General features: G+C 59.1%; 17 protein-coding genes and 1 pseudogene. 11 read left to right on the top strand and 7 right to left on the bottom strand.

Going from position 1 to position 19,153, the window contains the following annotated elements:
- Positions 1 to 37: 37 nt before the first annotated feature.
- The 5 genes from ACZYSM_RS04810 (at position 38) to ACZYSM_RS04790 (ending at position 6,068) form a co-directional block, all read left to right on the top strand.
- Complete coding sequence (locus ACZYSM_RS04810) at positions 38 to 1,948, top strand: ATP-binding cassette domain-containing protein (protein WP_489069374.1); 1,911 nt, start codon at positions 38 to 40, stop codon at positions 1,946 to 1,948.
- A complete protein-coding gene (locus ACZYSM_RS04805) occupies positions 1,948 to 2,541 on the top strand; it encodes a mechanosensitive ion channel domain-containing protein (protein WP_489069372.1) in 594 nt (197 codons plus the stop codon). The genes ACZYSM_RS04810 and ACZYSM_RS04805 overlap by 1 nt, the downstream gene beginning before the upstream one ends.
- 134 nt (positions 2,542 to 2,675) lie before the next feature.
- The gene (locus tag ACZYSM_RS04800; RefSeq protein ID WP_489069370.1) at positions 2,676 to 3,308 is read left to right on the top strand and encodes a LysE family transporter; all 633 of its coding nucleotides are present in this window, start codon (positions 2,676 to 2,678) and stop codon (positions 3,306 to 3,308) included.
- Positions 3,309 to 3,609: 301 nt separating this feature from the next.
- On the top strand, positions 3,610 to 5,508 hold the full coding sequence (locus tag ACZYSM_RS04795; RefSeq protein WP_489069368.1) for an FTR1 family protein: 1,899 nt from the start codon (positions 3,610 to 3,612) through the stop codon (positions 5,506 to 5,508).
- A 104-nt stretch (positions 5,509 to 5,612) separates the two neighbouring features.
- The gene (locus ACZYSM_RS04790; RefSeq protein WP_489069366.1) at positions 5,613 to 6,068 is read left to right on the top strand and encodes a YaiI/YqxD family protein; all 456 of its coding nucleotides are present in this window, start codon (positions 5,613 to 5,615) and stop codon (positions 6,066 to 6,068) included.
- 47 nt (positions 6,069 to 6,115) lie between these two features.
- On the opposite strand, the gene elbB is transcribed toward ACZYSM_RS04790, so the two are convergent.
- On the bottom strand, positions 6,116 to 6,784 hold the full coding sequence (elbB, locus tag ACZYSM_RS04785) for an isoprenoid biosynthesis glyoxalase ElbB (RefSeq protein ID WP_489069364.1): 669 nt from the start codon (positions 6,782 to 6,784) through the stop codon (positions 6,116 to 6,118).
- Positions 6,785 to 6,898: 114 nt separating this feature from the next.
- Here elbB and ACZYSM_RS04780 point away from each other — a divergent pair.
- Positions 6,899 to 7,410 (top strand): annotated as a pseudogene (locus ACZYSM_RS04780) (hypothetical protein).
- On the opposite strand, the gene ACZYSM_RS04775 reads toward ACZYSM_RS04780, so the two are convergent.
- Complete coding sequence (locus ACZYSM_RS04775) at positions 7,391 to 8,032, bottom strand: DedA family protein (protein ID WP_489069362.1); 642 nt, start codon at positions 8,030 to 8,032, stop codon at positions 7,391 to 7,393. The pseudogene ACZYSM_RS04780 and the gene ACZYSM_RS04775 overlap by 20 nt on opposite strands.
- 207 nt (positions 8,033 to 8,239) lie before the next feature.
- Between ACZYSM_RS04775 and hemB the strand changes: the two genes are divergently transcribed.
- Positions 8,240 to 9,253: a porphobilinogen synthase gene (hemB, locus tag ACZYSM_RS04770; RefSeq protein WP_489069360.1), complete on the top strand. Its 1,014-nt coding sequence runs from the start codon at positions 8,240 to 8,242 to the stop codon at positions 9,251 to 9,253.
- Between the two features lie 18 nt (positions 9,254 to 9,271).
- Positions 9,272 to 11,491, top strand: a complete 2,220-nt coding sequence (gene ppk1, locus ACZYSM_RS04765; protein ID WP_489069358.1) for a polyphosphate kinase 1 — start codon at positions 9,272 to 9,274, stop codon at positions 11,489 to 11,491.
- 114 nt (positions 11,492 to 11,605) lie between these two features.
- Here the strand turns inward: ppk1 and ppx are convergent, their stop codons facing one another.
- The 5 genes from ppx to ACZYSM_RS04740 form a co-directional block, all read right to left on the bottom strand.
- A complete protein-coding gene (gene ppx, locus ACZYSM_RS04760) occupies positions 11,606 to 13,108 on the bottom strand; it encodes an exopolyphosphatase (protein ID WP_489069356.1) in 1,503 nt (500 codons plus the stop codon).
- 237 nt (positions 13,109 to 13,345) lie between these two features.
- Positions 13,346 to 14,083 (bottom strand): amino acid ABC transporter ATP-binding protein, encoded by a 738-nt coding sequence (locus tag ACZYSM_RS04755; protein WP_489069354.1) that lies wholly within the window; start codon positions 14,081 to 14,083, stop codon positions 13,346 to 13,348.
- On the bottom strand, positions 14,070 to 14,720 hold the full coding sequence (locus ACZYSM_RS04750; protein ID WP_489069352.1) for an amino acid ABC transporter permease: 651 nt from the start codon (positions 14,718 to 14,720) through the stop codon (positions 14,070 to 14,072). Before ACZYSM_RS04750 ends, ACZYSM_RS04755 begins: the two co-directional genes overlap by 14 nt.
- Positions 14,717 to 15,397 (bottom strand): amino acid ABC transporter permease, encoded by a 681-nt coding sequence (locus tag ACZYSM_RS04745; RefSeq protein ID WP_489069350.1) that lies wholly within the window; start codon positions 15,395 to 15,397, stop codon positions 14,717 to 14,719. Before ACZYSM_RS04745 ends, ACZYSM_RS04750 begins: the two co-directional genes overlap by 4 nt.
- 21 nt (positions 15,398 to 15,418) lie before the next feature.
- Positions 15,419 to 16,204: a transporter substrate-binding domain-containing protein gene (locus tag ACZYSM_RS04740; protein ID WP_489069348.1), complete on the bottom strand. Its 786-nt coding sequence runs from the start codon at positions 16,202 to 16,204 to the stop codon at positions 15,419 to 15,421.
- A 255-nt stretch (positions 16,205 to 16,459) separates the two neighbouring features.
- Between ACZYSM_RS04740 and ACZYSM_RS04735 the strand changes: the two genes are divergently transcribed.
- From ACZYSM_RS04735 to rho, 3 genes are all read left to right on the top strand, one after another.
- Positions 16,460 to 17,167, top strand: a complete 708-nt coding sequence (locus ACZYSM_RS04735) for a FadR/GntR family transcriptional regulator (protein WP_489069346.1) — start codon at positions 16,460 to 16,462, stop codon at positions 17,165 to 17,167.
- A gap of 123 nt (positions 17,168 to 17,290) precedes the next feature.
- Positions 17,291 to 17,620 carry a thioredoxin TrxA gene (gene trxA / locus ACZYSM_RS04730; RefSeq protein ID WP_064680366.1) on the top strand — a complete coding sequence of 110 codons (330 nt, stop codon included), beginning with the start codon at positions 17,291 to 17,293 and terminating at the stop codon, positions 17,618 to 17,620.
- A 234-nt stretch (positions 17,621 to 17,854) separates the two neighbouring features.
- A complete protein-coding gene (gene rho, locus ACZYSM_RS04725; RefSeq protein ID WP_019694195.1) occupies positions 17,855 to 19,114 on the top strand; it encodes a transcription termination factor Rho in 1,260 nt (419 codons plus the stop codon).
- The last annotated feature ends 39 nt before the right edge of the window (positions 19,115 to 19,153 follow it).

Below are 19,153 nucleotides of genomic sequence, written 5' to 3'. Positions count from 1 at the left end.
CCAGTTGCGAGCGAAGCTGGTAGACTCCGCCGCCATTATGATTCGACTTCAGAACCTGACTTTACAGCGTGGCCCGCAACGTCTGCTAGAAGACGCCGAGCTGACCCTGCACGCCGGCCACAAAGCCGGCCTCATCGGTGCCAACGGCGCCGGCAAATCGAGCCTGTTCGCCTTGCTTCTGGGGGATCTGCACCCGGACTCGGGTGACTGCTTCTTGCCGGCCGACTGGCGCATCGCCCACATGCGCCAGGAGATCGACACCCTCGATCGCATCGCGGTCGACTACGTGCTCGATGGTGACCTGCGCCTGCGCGAGGTGCAACGCGACCTCGCCGCAGCCGAAGCAGCCCATGACGGTGCCGCTCAGGCCCGCCTGCACGCAGAACTCGACAGCGCCGACGGTTACACCGCCGACGCCCGGGCGCGCAAGCTGCTGGCCGGTCTGGGGTTCACCAACGATCAGATGGATCGTCAGGTCGGAGATTTCTCCGGTGGCTGGCGGATGCGTCTGAACCTGGCACAGGCATTGATGTGCCCCTCGGACCTGCTGCTGCTCGACGAACCGACCAACCACTTGGACCTCGACGCCATCATCTGGCTCGAAGACTGGCTCAAAAGCTATCCCGGCACATTGATGCTGATCTCCCACGACCGGGACTTCCTCGACGCTGTGGTTGATCACGTGGCTCACGTCGATCAGCGCAAAATCACCCTCTATCGCGGCGGCTACAGCGCCTTCGAACGTGCCCGTGCCGAACGTCTGGCCCAGCAACAGCAGGCCTACGAGAAGCAGCAGGCGCAACGTGCGCACATGGAAAGCTACATCGCCCGCTTCAAGGCCCAGGCCACCAAGGCCCGCCAGGCCCAGAGCCGAATCAAGGCGCTGGAGCGCATGGAAGAGCTGTCCGCTGCCCATGTCGATTCGCCATTCGACTTCATTTTTCGCGAATCGCACAAAATCTCCAGCCCGTTGATTGATATCTCCGATGCTCGACTGGGTTACGGCGAGCGGGCCGTGCTGGAGAAGGTCAAGCTGCAACTGACTCCGGGCGCGCGCATCGGTTTGCTCGGGCCCAACGGTGCCGGTAAATCGACTCTGATCAAAAACCTCGCCGGCGAGCTCGAACCATTGTCCGGTCGCCTGACCCGTGGCGAGAACACCGTGGTCGGCTACTTCGCCCAGCATCAGCTTGACTCCCTGGATTCCAAGGCCAGCCCGTTGCTGCACATGCAGCGCCTGGCACCGACCGAGCGCGAGCAGACCCTGCGCGACTTCCTCGGTGGTTTCGACTTCCGTGGTGCACGTATCGATGAGCCGGTGCTGAACTTCTCCGGTGGCGAGAAGGCCCGTCTGGCACTGGCGTTGATCGCCTGGGGCCGGCCGAACCTGTTGCTGCTCGACGAACCGACCAACCACCTGGACCTGGAAATGCGCCTGGCGCTGACCATGGCGTTGCAGGAGTTCAGCGGTGCGGTACTGGTGGTTTCCCACGATCGTCATTTGCTCAAAAGCACCACCGACAATTTCTATCTGGTGGCGGACGGCAAGGTCGAAGAGTTCGACGGCGACCTGGAAGACTACACCCGCTGGCTCGTGGACTATCGCCAGCGCAATGCCCCGGTCAGTAACACGCCAGTGAACCCGGACAAGACCGACAAGAAGGCTCAGCGTCAGGCCGCTGCTGCGTTGCGTCAGCAATTGGCGCCGCATAAGCGTGAAGCCGACAAGCTCGAAGCTGAGTTGGGCAAGCTGCACGAGAAACTGGCGAAGATCGATGCCAGCCTCGGCGACAGTGATATTTACGAACCGGCGCGCAAGAACGAACTGCGAGATCTGCTGGCCGAGCAGGCCAGGCTGAAGGTTCGCGAGGCCGAGCTGGAAGAGACCTGGATGGAGTCGCTGGAGCTGTTGGAAAACATGCAGGCGGAGCTAGAGGCGCTGTCCTGATGGAGGCGTTCAAGCTGCCGCTGCCAGCCGTATGGATTGAGCCGCTGTTACTCGGTGGGCAAATTCTGCTGATTCTGCTGGCCGGTTATCTGACCCAGCGCTTCGTGGCCAAATGCCTGACCAATCTGGGTGAGCGCTACCCATTCCCGCCGCAATTGCTGATGCCGCTGCGTGGCGGCTTGCGTTGGCTGATCATGGGTAGCGCGCTGATCTTTGTGCTGGAGCGCCTTGGCGTCTCGGCGACAGTGCTCTGGACTGCATTGTCGGGGTTTGTTGCGGTGGCTGCGGTGGCGTTCTTCGCCATGTGGAGCGTACTGTCCAATCTGCTCTGCGCGATTCTGATCTTCACCGTCGGGCCGTTTCGCTTGGGTGATGTGGTCGAACTGGTCGACACCATCGATAAGCCTGGCGTCAAAGGCCGGGTGGTGGCGATCAATCTGCTTTACACCACGTTGATCGAGTCGGCTGAAGCCGGCACCGGCAGCGCCATGGTACAAGTCCCCAACAGTCTGTTCTTCCAGCGTTCCGTGCGCCGCTGGCGTGGCAGTGATGTGTTGCCGCTGAGCTCCAGCGAAAAACTGCCAGGCAGCTGAGCAACCTGTAACCGCAGCCTCCGGCAGCGGCTACAAGGGGCTGTGCCGGTCATCTGTCCTACAAAAAATTGATAGTCATCCGCCAAAAGGCGCATTAGCTTAGACACCTATAACGAGTCTGAGTGAGGTGTGCGATGGTGCTTGAAACATGGCTGGCGTTTTTTGCCGCCTGCTGGGTGATCAGTCTTTCTCCTGGCGCCGGGGCCATTGCGTCGATGTCCTGCGGGTTGCAGTACGGTTTTTGGCGCGGTTACTGGAACGCCTTGGGCCTCCAATTGGGCTTGGCGATGCAGATTGCGATTGTTGCCGCAGGTGTCGGTGCAATTCTCGCGACCTCGGCCACAGCCTTCTACGCGATCAAATGGTTTGGTGTGGCCTATCTGGTCTACCTGGCAGTCAAGCAATGGCGCGCGCTGCCGAGCGATATGAGTGACGACGCGGCGATCAGGCCGATCGGCAAACCACTGGCCTTGGTATTCCGTGGTTTTCTGGTGAATATCAGCAACCCCAAGGCGCTGGTGTTCATGCTCGCGGTGTTACCGCAGTTCATCGACCCGCACGCGCCTCTGGCGGCGCAGTATCTGATCCTCGGCGTGACCATGATCATTGTCGATTTGATCGTGATGGCGGGTTATACCGGTCTTGCTTCAAAGGTGCTGCGCCTGCTGCGTACGCCCAAGCAGCAGCGCCGCATGAATCGCACATTTGCTGGTTTGTTCATCGGCGCAGCCGGGTTGCTGGCGACCATTCGCCGCGCGGCGGTTTAAAAGCTTCGCTCACAAAAAGGCGCCCTTGAAGGGCGCCTTTTTCGTTTGAATGACCTTTGAAGCGATGTCCGCGGCCAGACGTCATTCAACTTTTAGGGCTTTTAGGGCTTTGGCCGACGCGATACTGAAGCGTTATTACATTGTTTGTGATCGCTAAAAAGCGGTTCTACGCCTTGAGTGGCAAGGGCTTCGGAGATTTTTTCTGCGGTTGGGTTTCAGGCATGAGTGGATGACAAGGCTTGAGTGAAACTCATTTGAAGTGAACAATGTATTACTTCGTATTTTCAATTGAGATTTATTCATGACTGCCCCGTCCCGTTTCCTGGCCTGGCTGGTGCTGCCGGTGTTCGCGTTATGCAGCTTCAATCTGCTGGCCAATACCGAGGAAGGCGCTCCACAGGCGCTGCATTTGCTCGACTACATTGGTGCGGATTACCCACCCACGGTCGAGGCGGGGAAGGTCATTGATGAGTCCGAATATCGCGAGCAGCTTGAGTTTCTGAGCGTTCTGCAAGGACTGATCGTTGCCTTGCCGACCAAACCGGAACAGGCCGAGCTGGAGCAGGGTGTCAGCAGCCTGCGCGCCGCCATCACTGCTCGCCAGGACGGTGCCATTGTCAGCCGTCAGGCGCGACAGCTGGGGGCCAAACTGGCAGTGGCTTATGAAGTCAGCCAGGCGCCGATCATCACTCCAGACCCGACTCGTGGTGCACCGCTGTATGCCCAGCATTGCTCTGTGTGCCACGGCGGTACAGGTGCTGGCGACGGCCCTGCTGGCGTCGGTCTGACGCCGCCACCGGCCAACCTGCGCGATGCTGATCGGATTGATCGCTTGAGCCTTTATGCGATCTACAACACCCTCGGATTGGGCATTGAAGGTACGGACATGCCGTCCTTCGCCGATCAACTGGATGACCGCCAGCGCTGGGATCTGGCGACCTACATCGCGAGCTTCAGCGCTGCCCCGGCTGCGGCGAAAAGCGAGAAACGCTTCAACCTAGCTGATCTGGCCCGCCAGACCCCGAATGAAGTACTGGCCGCCGAAGGCCCTGAAGCAGCGGCGACTTTCCGTGCCCAGCGCGCTCAGCCGCCGCAGGTCAAGCGAGGTCCGGCGCAGTTGCTCGATTACACCGCAACGACGCTGGACAAGAGTCTCGCAGCCTACCGCGCGGGCGATCACGAACAGGCCTATGACCTGTCGGTAGCGGCGTACCTGGAAGGTTTCGAGCTGGTCGAGAGTTCCCTGAACAACGTCGACGCCAACGTGCGTAAAGACACTGAAAAATCCCTGATGGCGTACCGTCAGTCGTTGCAGGATGGTTTGCCGGTGGCCCAGGCCGAGCAGCGCCTGAATGCCGCGAAAGCCAAGTTGAAGCAATCCGCCGATCTGTTGGGCAGCGATGGCTTGAGCTGGTCCCTGAGCTATATCTCCGGTTTGTTGATTTTGCTGCGCGAAGGCCTGGAAGCGATCCTGGTGCTGGCTGCGGTCTTGGCGTTCCTGCGCAACACCGGCCAGCAATCGGCAGTGCGCGGCGTCAACATCGGTTGGGGGTTGGCGCTGGTGGCCGGTCTGGCGACATGGGCGGTGGCGGCTTACCTGATCGATGTGAGCGGCGCCCAGCGTGAATTGCTCGAAGGTGCGACGGCGTTGTTCGCCAGCGTCATGGTGCTCTGGCTCGGCGTGTGGATGCACGACCGCCGACACGCGGCGGCCTGGCAGGACTACATCAAGAGCAGCCTGGTCAGCGGCGGGGGACGTTTCGGCTTTGCGATGCTGGCATTCTTCTCGGTTTATCGTGAGCTGTTCGAAGTGATCCTGTTCTACGAAACCCTCTGGCTGCAGGCCGGCCCGGCCGGTCACAACGCCGTGCTGGCGGGCGGCGCGACGGCGCTGGTGCTATTGATCGGTCTGGCCTGGGTGATTCTGCGCGGTTCGGCGAAACTGCCGCTGGCGTTGTTCTTCGGGATCAACGCCGGGTTGTTATGCGCGCTGTCGGTGGTCTTCGCCGGGCATGGCGTCAAAGCCTTGCAGGAAGCCGGGATCTTCGGCACCCGTCCGGTGGCATTCTTTGACTTCGACTGGCTGGGGATCCACGCTGATGCTTATTCGCTGAGTGCCCAGGCCGTGGCGATTTTCGCGATCATCGTGCTTTACAGTCGTAGCCGCATGGCAGAGAAGCGGCGGTTGCAAGCTTCTTAAGGCATTCGCTGCGCTCATTTCGCGGGCAAGCCTCGCTCCTACGGTTGGTACTGTTCTGTAGGAGCGAGGCTTGCCCGCGAAGCTTTTAGAGGAAGAAACAAAACATGCGTGTCTGGATCGATGCTGACGCCTGCCCCAAGGCGGCGAAGGATCAAATAATCAAGTTTGCATTAAAGCGCCAGTTCGAAGTGGTGCTGGTGGCGGGGCAGAGCCAGCTCAAGCCGAGCTATGCCTGTGTAAAACTGATCGTGGTGCCCAGCGGCCCGGATGCGGCCGATGATTATTTGGTCGAACACGCGGTGCCCGGCGAACTGGTAATTTGCAGTGATGTGCCGCTGGCCGATCGTTTGATCAAGAAGGGCGTCGCTGCCCTCGATCCGCGCGGCAAGGAATTCGACCCGCAGAACATGGGCGATCGGCTCGCGGTACGCAACTTGTTCACTGACCTGCGCGATCAGGGCCAGATGGGTGGCGGCCCGCCACCCCATGGCGAACGTGAGAAGCAGGCGTTCGCCAATTCTCTGGATCGGATCCTGACGCGGCTGATGCGAAAAGCTTGATCGTTGATGAGTGATCATTCCCACGCGGGAGCGTGGGAATGATCAATTTACGCATCGTCTTCGTGAGTCAACTCCAGCACCCGGTCCACCAGTTTGTTAATCCCCGAAGCCGCTTCGCTGATGGATTGCGCGAGCATGTAAGCCGGAGTGCTGACCAGTTTACGTGCCTTGTCTTCGATGATGTCGCCAACGGCGCATTCTTCATGGCTGGCGCCCATCTTGTTCATCGCTGCGGCCGTATCGGCATCGTTGCCAATGGTGCAGATCACGCCCGGGCCGTAGATCTTTGCGGCCAACGCTGGCGAGATGCAGATCAGCCCGACCGGTTTACCGGCTTCGGCAAAGGCTTCAGTCAGGGCCAGTACTTCTGGCTGGACGCTGCAACCGGCACCCTCGATGGCGAAGTTGGAGAGGTTTTTCGCCGCACCGAAACCGCCGGGCACAATCAGCGCGTCGAAGTCGGAGGCATCGGCTTCGCGAATATCCTTTACCTGACCACGGGCGATGCGCGCCGATTCAATCAGTACGTTACGCGACTCGGGCATTTCTTCGCCCGTCAGGTGGTTGATCACATGCAATTGGGCGATATTCGGGGCGAAGCACTGCACCTGCGCACCGCGCTGATCCAGGCGTAACAGGGTAAGCACGCTTTCGTGGATCTCGGCGCCGTCATAGACACCACAGCCGGAAAGAATCACTGCAACTTTTTTGCTCATGGGGTTTTCTCCAGGTTCATGGCGTTAAATGTCCACTAATTTGTCACTCGTTGCCATAGGGTTATGGGGCAACTACACCTAATCGTTCGGTAACGATTCTGATCAGGTCGCGTCATGAACTTCATCCTTTATGCAGTGCCGTTTTTCTTTGTGCTGATAGCCGTCGAGTTACTGGCTGACCGCTGGTATGGCGTGAATAACTATCGCGTGGCGGACGCGATCAACAGCCTAAGTACCGGGGTGTTGTCGACGACAACCGGTCTTTTGACCAAAGGTGTAGGGCTGATCACCTACGCTTTTGCCTTGAAGCATCTGGCCGTGATTGAGCTGTCGGCGGCTATCTGCTGAAGCTGGGCGACAGCTTGCCGATGGCCGCGCTGGTGCTGGGCTGGAGTTACATGGCGTTTGGTTTGTTTGTGCTGGGCGTGGCCCTGGAGAATCGCCCGTGGGCGTTCAGGCTGGAACTGTTGCACCTGGCGTTGAGCGTGCCACGGGTGTGGCTGGCGCCGATTCTAGGGCTTTGGCCGGCCAGCGCGGTGGGCTGGGTCGGCCTGCTCAGTTACAGCTTGCTCAGTGGCATCGGCCTCTACTGCTGTAGAAACCGACTCACTCGACTGGCGTTGTAGGTTTGCTGGTTTTGGCGTGTTCGGCGTGTTCGGCCTTTTTGACCAGTTCATCTTCGTAGATTTTTTTGGCGAGGCGGGCATTCTTGAAGCGGCGACGCAGCCATAGGACGAAGCCGAGCAGTAACAGCCCGCCCAGTACCCACAACTCGTATTTTTTGACGCTGCCCAGTATCCCTTCGAGTATCGCGCCGAAATGGTAAGCCGCCGCAGCCAGGGCTGTGGCCCAGACGGCGGCGCCAATCCCGTTGAGCAGCAGATAGCGTCCCGGTGGATAACCGGACAGGCCGATCGCCACTGGCATTACCGTGCGCAAGCCATAAACGAAGCGAAAGCTCAGCACCCAGATGTCAGGATGCTTGCGGATATGCTCCAGCGCCCGATCGCCCATCATTTGCCAGCGCGGTTTGCGCGCGAGCAATTTGCGGCCGTGTTTACGCCCCAGGAAGTACCACAGCTGATCGCCGGCATAGCTGCCGAAGAAGGCCACGACGACCACCAGGTTGATATCCATGTATCCGCGGAACGCGAGGAAGCCTGCGAGAACCAAAATGGTTTCGCCTTCGAAGAACGTGCCGAGAAAAAGGGCGAAGTAGCCGAAATCCTGAAGAAATTGTTGGAGCATTGTCTGGATGCTGGCGAAATGAACGCGCAGCCTACCCCTTCAGACACATTCAGGAAAGTATCGAAATGTGTCTCGACGTGAACATTTCCTACAAGGACAATGGCTGCGGCTACCAGTCACAGGGGTAAGCACAACTGTCATTCGTTCGTCATAATGACCGCTTATAACTGTCACACTCGTCCGCCAGCGCGGGCTCAGGAGTCTGTCGTGAGCTTCACCCCTGCCAATCGTTTGTTTCCTGCTACCCGCCTGCGTCGCAACCGTCGTGATGATTTTTCGCGTCGCCTGGTTCGTGAAAACGTTCTGACTGTTGATGACCTGATCCTTCCAGTTTTTGTGCTGGACGGTGAAAACCGTCGCGAGTCGGTGGCTTCGATGCCGGGTGTCGAGCGTCTGACCATCGACTTGCTGCTCGAAGAAGCCGCCAAGTGGGTCGAGTTGGGGATCCCTGCGTTGGCACTGTTTCCGGTGACGCCGCCTGAGCTCAAATCCCTCGACGCCGCCGAAGCCTGGAACCCGGATGGCATCGCCCAGCGTGCGACCCGCGCGTTGCGTGCGCGCTTCCCTGAACTGGGTGTGATCACTGACGTGGCGCTAGACCCGTTCACCACCCACGGGCAGGATGGCATTCTCGATGAAGAAGGTTATGTGCAGAACGACATCACTGTCGATGCACTGGTCAAACAAGCGCTATCCCACGCTGCTGCCGGTGCTCAGGTGGTCGCGCCATCGGACATGATGGACGGTCGGATCCAGGCGATCCGCGAGGCCCTCGAACTGGCCGATCACGTCAATGTACGGATCATGGCCTATTCGGCGAAGTACGCCAGCGCCTATTACGGCCCGTTCCGTGATGCTGTCGGCTCCGCGCTGAACCTGGGTAAGGCCAATAAGTCTTCCTATCAAATGGACCCGGCCAACAGCAACGAAGCCCTGCATGAAGTGGCCGCCGACTTGTCAGAAGGCGCGGATATGGTCATGGTCAAGCCTGGCATGCCGTACCTGGATATTCTTTTTCGGGTCAAAGCTGAATTCAAGGTGCCGACTTTTGTCTATCAGGTCAGTGGTGAGTACGCCATGCACATGGCGGCGATCCAGAATGGCTGGTTGAGCGAAGGGGTTATTCTTGAATCCCTGACCGCTTTCAAACGTGCAGGCGCTGATGGCATCCTGACGTACTTTGCCGTTCGTGCTGCTCAATTGTTACGAGAGCAAAAATAGCCCTCCCAGGAACACGTGATGAATACCGAAGGACTCACTGAAGTTGCAGTAAAAGACGCTCAACCTGTGGTCGAGCAAGTCGTCGAAACCCTGCCGGAGCTGGAAGCCCCGTCGCCGGCAGTGGTCGAGCCGCAGCAAGCGGTGCCGGCGATCGCGATTCCCAGCCTGGATGACAGCAGCCTGTACATCCATCGCGAACTGTCGCAACTGCAATTCAACATCCGCGTGCTGGAACAGGCGCTGGATGAGTCCTATCCGTTGCTGGAACGGCTGAAGTTCCTGCTGATCTTCTCCAGTAACCTGGATGAGTTCTTCGAGATTCGCGTGGCCGGTCTGAAGAAACAGATCACTTTCGCCCGTGAACAGGCCGGTGCTGATGGTCTGCAACCGCATCAGGCGCTGGCGCGCATCAGCGAACTGGTACACGGTCACGTCGACCGCCAGTACGCGATCCTCAACGACATTCTGTTGCCGGAGCTGGAGAAACATCAGGTCCGCTTCATTCGACGCCGCTACTGGACCACCAAACTCAAGACCTGGGTACGCCGCTATTTCCGTGACGAGATCGCGCCGATCATTACGCCGATCGGTCTTGATCCGACGCACCCGTTCCCGTTGTTGGTGAACAAGAGCCTGAACTTCATCGTTGAGCTTGAGGGTATCGACGCCTTCGGTCGCGATTCCGGTCTGGCGATCATCCCTGCGCCGCGTCTGTTGCCGCGGGTCATCAAGGTTCCGGAAGAGGTCGGCGGTACCGGCGACAACTACGTGTTCCTGTCGTCGATGATCCATGCGCACGCCGATGACCTGTTCCAGGGCATGAAGGTCAAGGGTTGCTACCAGTTCCGTCTGACCCGAAACGCTGACCTGGCGGTCGATACCGAAGATGTAGAAGATCTTGCCCGCGCCCTGCGTGGCGAGTTGTTCTCGCGTCGCTACGGTGATGCGGTGCGTCTGGAAGTGGCCGACACCTGCCCAAAACACCTGGCCGACTACCTGCTCAAGCAGTTCAACCTGCATGAGACCGAGTTGTATCGGGTTAACGGTCCGGTCAACTTGACGCGCCTGTTCAGTATCACCGGTCTGGACAGCCATCCAGAGCTGCAATACACGCCGTTCACGCCACAGATTCCCAAGCTGTTGCAGAACAGCGAGAACATTTTCAGTGTGATCAGCAAGCAGGACATCCTGCTGCTGCACCCATTCGAGTCGTTCACTCCAGTGGTCGACCTGCTGCGTCAAGCCGCCAAGGATCCGCATGTATTGGCGGTCCGTCAGACCCTGTACCGCAGCGGCGCGAACTCGGAGATCGTCGATGCGTTAGTCGATGCCGCGCGTAACGGCAAGGAGGTCACTGCGGTAATCGAATTGCGTGCGCGTTTCGACGAAGAGTCCAACCTGCAGCTGGCCAGCCGCCTGCAAGCCGCCGGCGCGGTGGTGATCTATGGCGTGGTCGGCTTCAAGACCCACGCCAAGATGATGCTGATCCTGCGTCGCGAAGCCGGGGAGATCGTCCGTTACGCACACTTGGGTACCGGCAACTACCACGCGGCCAACGCCCGTCTGTACACCGACTACAGCCTGCTGACCTCTGATGACGCGCTATGTGAAGACGTCGGCAAACTGTTTAGCCAGTTGATCGGCATGGGCAAGACCCTGCGCATGAAGAAGCTGCTGCACGCGCCGTTCACCCTGAAGAAGGGCATGCTCGACATGATTGCCCGGGAAACCCAGTTCGCCCTCGACGGCAAACCGGCGCACATCATCGCCAAGTTCAACTCGCTGACCGATCCCAAGATCATCCGCGCGCTGTACAAGGCCAGTCAGTCCGGGGTGCGTATCGATCTGGTGATACGTGGCATGTGCTGCCTGCGACCGGGTATTGCCGGGGTTTCGCACAACATTCATGTGCGCTCGATCATCGGTCGCTTCCTTGAGCACACGCGGGTGTTCTACTTCCTCAATGGTGGCGAAGAGCAGATGTTCCTGTCCAGCGCCGACTGGATGGAGCGCAACCTCGACAAGCGCGTCGAGACTTGCTTCCCGGTCGAGGGTAAGAAGCTGATTCTGCGGGTCAAGAAAGAGCTGGAAAGTTATCTCACCGATAACACCCACAGCTGGAGCCTGCAGTCGGACGGCCGTTACATTCGCAACACGCCGACCGGCAACCAGAACCCTCGCAGTGCCCAGGCCACTCTGCTCGAGCGCCTGAGCAACCCGGTGCTTAGCGTACGCTGAGACAGGACGCTTTCTCCCGGATAGCCCTACTTAAGGGCAGTCCGGGGAACACGGGTATCGACACATCTTTCAGAGCTGACCGGATCTCCTACGGGGTATTTTGCAGTCTTTTGATTAGCGCACGTTAAGCACGAAGCCGACTCGGGTCAGCCACTCCGCTTCCAGCGCGAAGTCGGCCTGAGTCAGCTGGTTTTCGTCCAGCCAGTTTTCCGGGAACAGCACATCCAGACTGTCGCCGTGGGCGAGCAGCGTGACTTGTGGCATCTCTTGGGTGCCGCGGATGTGATGGAACAGAATCGCAAAACGCAACAATACGCACAGGCGAATCAGCTTGATGCCTTCATCGCCAAACTCGGCGAACTTGTCCCGGGGAATATTGCGTCGGTGGCCACGGACCAGTAGCGCCAGCATTTGCTGGTCTTCGCGAGAAAAGCCGGCCAGATCGGAGTGCTCGATCAGGTAGGCGCCGTGCTTGTGATACTGGTAGTGGGCGATGTCCAGCCCGACTTCATGGACTTTGGCCGCCCAGCCCAGCAGTTCGCGCCAGACTCCGTCGTCCAGGTCCCAATCCGTCGCCACCTGATCGAAAGCATGCAGTGCCTTGCGCTCAACCCGTGCCGCTTGTTCCAGGTCGACGTGGTAACGCTCCATCAGCGAGCTGAGGGTGCGCTCACGGACGTCTTCGTGGTGATGACGTCCCAGGAGGTCATAGAGCACGCCTTCGCGCAGAGCGCCTTCACAGTGGTCCATGCGTTGCAGTTCGAGGGCATCGAAAATCGCTTCGAGAATTGCCATGCCGGCAGGGAAAATTGCCCGGCGATCCGGTTTGATACCGTCGAAGTCGATTTTCTCGACGTCGCCGAGCTTGAAAAGCCTGCGTTTGAGCCAGGCCAGCCCATCGGCGTTGACCTCGCCAGTACCGTGACCGCCGGCCTTGAGGGCTAGACCGATGGCGCGGATGGTGCCCGAGGAGCCGATGGCTTCATCCCAGGTCAGGCGATGCAGGGCGTGTTCGATGCTCATGATCTCTAGCCGCGCCGCAGTGTAAGCCTGGGCGTAACGGGCCGGGGTGATCTTGCCGTCGCGGAAATAGCGCTGGGTATAACTGACGCAGCCCATTTGCAGGCTTTCACGCAGCAGCGGTTCGAAGCGCTGGCCGATGATGAATTCGGTACTGCCGCCGCCGATATCGGCTACCAGGCGTTTGCCAGGGGTGTCGGCGAGGGTATGGGAAACGCCGAGGTAGATCAGGCGCGCTTCTTCACGGCCGGAGATGACTTCTACCGGGTGGCCGAGGATTTCTTCGGCGCGGCGGATAAATTCGCCACGGTTACGCGCCTCGCGCAGGGCGTTGGTGCCCACGATCCGCACCGCACCGGGGGGCATGCCGATGATCAGTTGAGCGAAACGCTTCAGGCAATCGAGCCCGCGCTGCATGGATTCTTCGGTGAGCTGACGCTCTTCGTCGATCCCGGCGGCCAGCTGAACCTTCTCGCCGAGCCGCTCCAGAATACGGATTTCACCGTTCTGGGTTTTGGCCACGACCATGTGAAAGCTGTTGGAGCCCAGGTCGATAGCGGCGATCAGAGAAAGATTAATGGCTTGGGATTGCGGCATGGTTAAAGGGTCTCGGTCGATAACCTTGTCATCCTGCCACGATCAACCGCTGACGCCAACGCGGACCTGTCGAAGGCTGCGATCTTTTGATGTGGCTCACTGTAAAGGTCGATTAAACCTGCGAGTGCTTCGCACTCGATCGCGGGCAAGGACTAGGCGCCCCCCCCTCTGCTTCTACAGGATAGCGGACGCCTAGTCCTTGCCCGCGAAAGCCGACTGGCAGGGACCACAGAAGCTTTAGACCGCGTGTTCGACTGTCCCGATAAAGTTCGCCAATTCCGCCGTCTGGGGATTGGCGAACAAAATCTTCGGATCCCCAACCTCGTGCACCTTGCCCTGGTGCATGAACACCAGCTTGTCGCCCACCTCACGGGCGAAGCGCATTTCGTGGGTGACCATGATCAGTGTCATGCCATCCTTGGCCAGTTGTCGGACCACGCTGAGCACTTCGTTGACCAGTTCCGGGTCCAGAGCCGAGGTGATCTCGTCGCAGAGCAACACTTTGGGTGACATGGCCAGCGCCCGGGCAATCGCCACGCGCTGTTGCTGGCCACCGGACAGGCGGTCTGGAAACGCATCGAATTTTTCTCCGAGGCCGACCCGTTCAAGCATCTGTCGCGCGAGGTCGGCAGCCTTGGCCTTTGGCACTTTCTGCACCACCTGCGGCGCGAGCATCACGTTTTCGCCGACGGTCAGGTGCGGGAACAGGTTGAACTGCTGAAACACCATCCCGACCTTCTGTCGCAAGCTGCGCAAATCGGCGCGAGCGGCGTCCAGGTATTCGCCGTCGACCTCAATCACCCCGTCGTTGATCGACTCCAGTCCGTTCAAGGTCCGCAGCAGGGTGCTTTTGCCCGAGCCGCTACGGCCGATGATCGCAACGACCTGACCTTCCTCGATACTGAGGTCGATGCCTTTGAGCACATGGTGGTCGCCGTAATATTTATGCAGGGCGGAAATTCTAAGCAGGGGCATGCAGTCTCCTTTCCAAGTAGTGCGCACTGAGGGACAAGGGGTAGCAGAGCAAGAAGTAACCGAGCGCCACCAGGCCGTAGACCATGAAGGGCTCGAAGGTAGCGTTGGCGAGCATGCCGCCGGTCTTGGTCAGTTCGGTGAAACCGATGATCGAGGTCACCGCAGTGCCTTTGACCACTTGCACCGAAAAGCCCACCGTTGGTGCCACGGCAATGCGCAAGGCTTGCGGCAGGATCACGTAGCGCAGTTGTTCAAGCGGCGTCAGAGCCAGGCTCGATGAGGCTTCCCACTGGCCATGGGGAATCGATTCGACGCAGCCGCGCCAGATCTCCGCCAGATAGGCGCTGGTGAACAGCGTCAGGGCAATCGCTGCTGCCAGCCACGGCGAGATATCCAGCCCCGGCAGCGCCACGCCAAAGAACACCAGAAACAACTGCATCAACAGCGGCGTGCCCTGGAACAGTTCGATGTACGTGCGGGCGAATGCACTGGGGAAAGCCTTGCTGGAGATTCGCAGCGTCATGACCAGCAAGCCGATCAGTCCGCCACCGATGAATGCCACCAACGACAGTGCCAGGGTCCACTGCAGGCCGGTGAGCAGGTTGCGCACGATGTCCAGGAACGTGAACTCGCTCATTGGCTGTTCCTCGCGCTGCTTCTTGCTATATACCGGCGGCCGATCCAGTTCAGCAATTGGCGAATCATCAGCGCCATGCACAGGTAAACCAGCGTGGTCAGGGTGTAGGTTTCGAAGGCGCGAAAGTTGCGCGATTGAATGAAGTTGGCGGCAAAGCTCAGTTCCTCGGTGGCGATCTGCGAACACACCGCCGAGCCGAGCATGACGATGATGATTTGGCTGCTTAGCGCCGGCCAGACCTTGCCCAGCGCCGGTAGCAGCACGACGTGACGAAAAGCCTCGAAACGAGTCATCGCCAAAGCCGCCGACGCTTCAAGCTGGCCGCGCGGGATCGCTTGAATGCCCGCGCGAATGATTTCCGTGGAGTAGGCGCCCAGGTTAATCACCATCGCCAGCACGGCGGCCTGCCATTCGGAAATCTGCACGCCGAGTGATGGCAGACCAAAGAAGATGAAAAACAGCTGCACCAGAAACGGCGTGTTGCGGATCAACTCGACATACACCCCGAATATCGCTGCGAACGGTTTGATCTGCCAGGCTCGAACCACTGCGCCGACGATCCCCAGGCTGACTCCAAGCATCGCGCCAATGGCCGTCAGCTCAAGGGTGAACAGCGCTCCACGCAGCAGCAGCCCGGTGTTTTCCAGTACCGGTAAAAAGTTGAACTGATAAGCCATGGCTAACCTCCGTGACAGCGATCAGAGATCAGCCGGTAGCGGCTGCTTGAGCCACCTCTGAGAGTTTTTTTCCAGACTGCCGTCGGTTTTCGCCGTGGCCAGAATCTGATTCACCTTCTCCAGCAGCGCCGGCTCGTTCTTGTTCACGCCGACGTAGACCGGCGAGTCCTTGAGTTTCACCTTCAGGGCTGGAATACGCTTCGGGTTGCGTTCGCTGATGGTGACCATCACCACGTTGCCGCTGGCAATCAGGTCAACCTGGCCGGCCAGGTAGGCGGCGATGGTCGAGTTGTTGTCTTCGAAGCGCTTGATGGTCACACCTTGTGGGGCCACGGCGGTCAGTTCGATGTCTTCGATGGCGCCACGGGTGACGCTGATGGTTTTGCCTCTCAGGTCGTCCAGGGTGCCGATAGCCGCATCGGGCGGGCCGAACACCGCGAGATAGAAGGGCGCGTAGGCGTGGGAGAAGTCGATGACTTTTTCGCGCTCAGGGTTTTTGCCGAGGCTGGAAATCACCAGGTCGACCTTGCCGGTCGTCAGGAACGGAATCCGGTTGGTGCTATTGACCGGGGTCAGTTCGAGTTTGACCTTGAGCTGCTCGGCCAGCAGCGCAGCGGTGTCGATGTCCAGGCCGCGGGGCTTCATGTCCGGCCCGACCGAGCCGAAGGGCGGGAAGTCCTGCGGCACGGCGACCTTGAGGGTGCCGCGTTTGACGACATCTTCCAGACCGTCGGCATGGGCGGGCACCTGACTCAGCATCAGGCTGGCAAACAGGGCAGTGAGCAGGGCGCTGCAACGCTGGGTCATGGCAATTCTCCGAATTCAGGGAAGTGATTTCTGCGTTCAGACACTGCACAGCCCATGCCAGCCGCCTCGAAATGTGCTGGCGAGCCGGGTTTGTCTGGGCTCTATCGGTCTTACTGGTCTGAACAGTTGAAGCGCTTTTTGCCCCGTTATCGAGCGTCGTCCGGCAGGCCTGAACCCGCTTGGGGCATGACTTGCCGTGAGTCGCCAATAGCTTTACAACTAGCCGGTCACTGGCCAGATCTCTCTGAAAAAAACATGAATTCGATCTCCCGAGCCGTACCCGAAGTGGCCCTGCAAGCCATTCGAAAACTGATTCTCGAACAAGGCTTCGGGCCGGGGGATATGCTGCCCTCACAGCGGGATCTGGCGTTGCGACTGGGTGTTAGCCGGGCCTCGTTGCGTGAGGCCTTGTCGTCCTTGAGCGCGTTGGGGGTGATCAGTGTGCAGCCGGGAAAAGGTGTGTTCGTGCAGTCGCTCATTGACTTGCCTCGCAGCGAGTCGGGTTTGTCCTGGCCCTTCGCGGCCCAGGCATCGCCTGTGGATATCTTCCAGTTGCGCTATGCCCTGGAAGGTTTTGCGGCTGGTTTGGCGGCGGTGACGCTGACGGCGGATGAACTGGATGCTCTGGAGGACAATGTCGAGGCCATGCGCAACGAGCTGCGTGCTGAAGATTTCGACGCAGCGGCGCGGCTGGATTTCGAGTTTCACCAGCGAATCCTGCTGGCCAGCGGCAATCAGGCGATGCTGAGCATTCTCAGTACCAGCGCCGAGATCTTTCTGGAAAGTCAGAAGTTACCGTTCATCCGGCCCGAACGCGCCATGGAAACCTGGCAGGAACACCGAAAAATCCTGCGTGCATTGGCTCGTCGTGCATCTGGTGCCGCGCAAAAGGCCATGCAGGAACACGTGCGTAACGCCGCCCTGCGCACCGGGATTGCCATCGTGACTCCCACGACGTCCTGAGTTGAGCTATACCCAAACTCATGCGTCACCATAGTGAGAGTCAATCACCTTCGGCTTCCTGAACGGGGGAAGGGCGGCTATGATGGGCAACGTTTTTTTTTGCTTACAATCCCGGAGACATCCATGAGCAGCGATCTTATCAAGCACGTCACCGACGCTACCTTCGAAGCAGAAGTACTTCAGGCTGCTGGCCCTGTGCTCGTTGACTACTGGGCTGAATGGTGCGGCCCTTGCAAAATGATCGCCCCGGTTCTGGACGAAATCGCTGGCACCTACGCCGGCAAACTGACCGTCGCCAAGCTGAACATCGACGAAAACCAGGAAACTCCGGCCAAGCATGGCGTGCGTGGTATCCCGACGTTGATGCTGTTCAAGAACGGCAACGTCGAAGCCACCAAGGTCGGTGCGCTGTCGAAGTCGCAGCTTGCTGCATTCCTCGACGCCAATATCTAATCGTCGTAAAAAAGCCCCGCAAATTGCGGGGCTTTTTCATGATTCAGGGCTAGACGCTCTGAAACACAGGTGGTACATTCGGCCCCGCACTGGTTTCTCCATTGCCCCCTGCAAGCCGTCGCCGACGCTCTCCTTTTCGATTAGTACGCGATCCTGTCGCCTTCTCTGCGGCGCGGCCTCATTAAGCCAAAAGCTTAATTTCCCCCCCTCCATAAATGATTACGTCATTCCTATATGAATCTGACTGAACTCAAGCAAAAGCCGATTACCGAACTGCTCGAATTGGCCGAACAGATGGGCATAGAAAATATGGCCCGTTCGCGCAAGCAGGACGTGATTTTCTCCCTGCTCAAAAAGCACGCTAAAAGCGGCGAGGAAATCTCCGGTGATGGCGTGCTGGAGATTCTCCAGGACGGCTTCGGCTTCCTCCGCTCTGCAGACGCTTCCTATCTCGCCGGCCCAGACGATATCTACGTCTCGCCGAGCCAGATCCGTCGCTTCAACTTGCGCACCGGTGACACCATCGTTGGCAAAATTCGCCCTCCGAAGGAAGGCGAGCGTTATTTCGCCCTGCTGAAGGTCGATACGATCAACTACGATCGTCCAGAGAACGCGAAAAACAAGATTCTCTTCGAGAACCTGACCCCGCTGTTCCCGACTGTGCGGATGAAGATGGAAGCCGGCAACGGTTCCACTGAAGACCTCACCGGCCGCGTGATCGATCTGTGTGCACCAATCGGTAAAGGCCAGCGTGGCCTGATCGTCGCTCCGCCGAAAGCCGGTAAAACGATCATGCTGCAAAACATCGCAGCGAACATCGCCCGGAACAACCCGGAAGTTCATCTGATCGTTCTGCTGATCGACGAGCGTCCGGAAGAAGTAACCGAAATGCAGCGCACCGTGCGCGGCGAAGTGGTTGCCTCGACGTTCGACGAGCCGCCAACCCGCCACGTGCAGGTTGCCGAAATGGTGATCGAGAAGGCCAAGCGCTTGGTCGAACACAAGAAAGACGTGGTGATCCTGCTCGATTCCATTACCCGTCTGGCTCGTGCCTACAACACCGTGATCCCGAGCTCCGGCAAGGTCCTCACCGGTGGTGTCGATGCTCATGCCCTGGAGAAACCGAAACGTTTCTTCGGCGCTGCGCGAAACATCGAAGAAGGCGGCTCGCTGACCATCATCGCCACCGCGCTGGTTGAAACCGGCTCGAAGATGGACGAAGTGATCTACGAAGAATTCAAAGGCACCGGCAACATGGAACTGCCTCTGGATCGCAAGATCGCTGAAAAACGCGTCTTCCCGGCGATCAATATCAACCGTTCCGGCACCCGCCGTGAAGAGTTGCTGACCGCTGACGACGAGTTGCAGCGCATGTGGATCCTGCGCAAGCTGCTGCACCCGATGGACGAAGTCGCGGCCATCGAGTTCCTGGTCGACAAGTTGAAACAGACCAAGACCAACGATGAGTTCTTCCTGTCGATGAAACGCAAGTAAATCGATCAGGCAAGCAAAAGCCGGGGAAACCCGGCTTTT

It is taken from the genome of Pseudomonas sp. F220 (assembly GCF_057813935.1).
The sequence above is the reverse complement of the archived record's forward strand: the minus strand, read 5'-3'. Positions and strand labels throughout refer to the sequence as shown.

Coding starts and splice junctions, on each gene's coding strand:
- ACZYSM_RS04810 (WP_489069374.1), top strand. CDS start 38: ATGATTCGACTTCAGAACCTGACTTTACAGCGTGGCCCGCAACGTCTG.
- ACZYSM_RS04805 (WP_489069372.1), top strand. CDS start 1,948: ATGGAGGCGTTCAAGCTGCCGCTGCCAGCCGTATGGATTGAGCCGCTG.
- ACZYSM_RS04800 (WP_489069370.1), top strand. CDS start 2,676: ATGGTGCTTGAAACATGGCTGGCGTTTTTTGCCGCCTGCTGGGTGATC.
- ACZYSM_RS04795 (WP_489069368.1), top strand. CDS start 3,610: ATGACTGCCCCGTCCCGTTTCCTGGCCTGGCTGGTGCTGCCGGTGTTC.
- ACZYSM_RS04790 (WP_489069366.1), top strand. CDS start 5,613: ATGCGTGTCTGGATCGATGCTGACGCCTGCCCCAAGGCGGCGAAGGAT.
- elbB (WP_489069364.1), bottom strand. CDS start 6,784: ATGAGCAAAAAAGTTGCAGTGATTCTTTCCGGCTGTGGTGTCTATGAC.
- ACZYSM_RS04775 (WP_489069362.1), bottom strand. CDS start 8,032: ATGCTCCAACAATTTCTTCAGGATTTCGGCTACTTCGCCCTTTTTCTC.
- ppk1 (WP_489069358.1), top strand. CDS start 9,272: ATGAATACCGAAGGACTCACTGAAGTTGCAGTAAAAGACGCTCAACCT.
- ppx (WP_489069356.1), bottom strand. CDS start 13,108: ATGCCGCAATCCCAAGCCATTAATCTTTCTCTGATCGCCGCTATCGAC.
- ACZYSM_RS04755 (WP_489069354.1), bottom strand. CDS start 14,083: ATGCCCCTGCTTAGAATTTCCGCCCTGCATAAATATTACGGCGACCAC.
- ACZYSM_RS04750 (WP_489069352.1), bottom strand. CDS start 14,720: ATGAGCGAGTTCACGTTCCTGGACATCGTGCGCAACCTGCTCACCGGC.
- ACZYSM_RS04745 (WP_489069350.1), bottom strand. CDS start 15,397: ATGGCTTATCAGTTCAACTTTTTACCGGTACTGGAAAACACCGGGCTG.
- ACZYSM_RS04740 (WP_489069348.1), bottom strand. CDS start 16,204: ATGACCCAGCGTTGCAGCGCCCTGCTCACTGCCCTGTTTGCCAGCCTG.
- ACZYSM_RS04735 (WP_489069346.1), top strand. CDS start 16,460: ATGAATTCGATCTCCCGAGCCGTACCCGAAGTGGCCCTGCAAGCCATT.
- trxA (WP_064680366.1), top strand. CDS start 17,291: ATGAGCAGCGATCTTATCAAGCACGTCACCGACGCTACCTTCGAAGCA.
- rho (WP_019694195.1), top strand. CDS start 17,855: ATGAATCTGACTGAACTCAAGCAAAAGCCGATTACCGAACTGCTCGAA.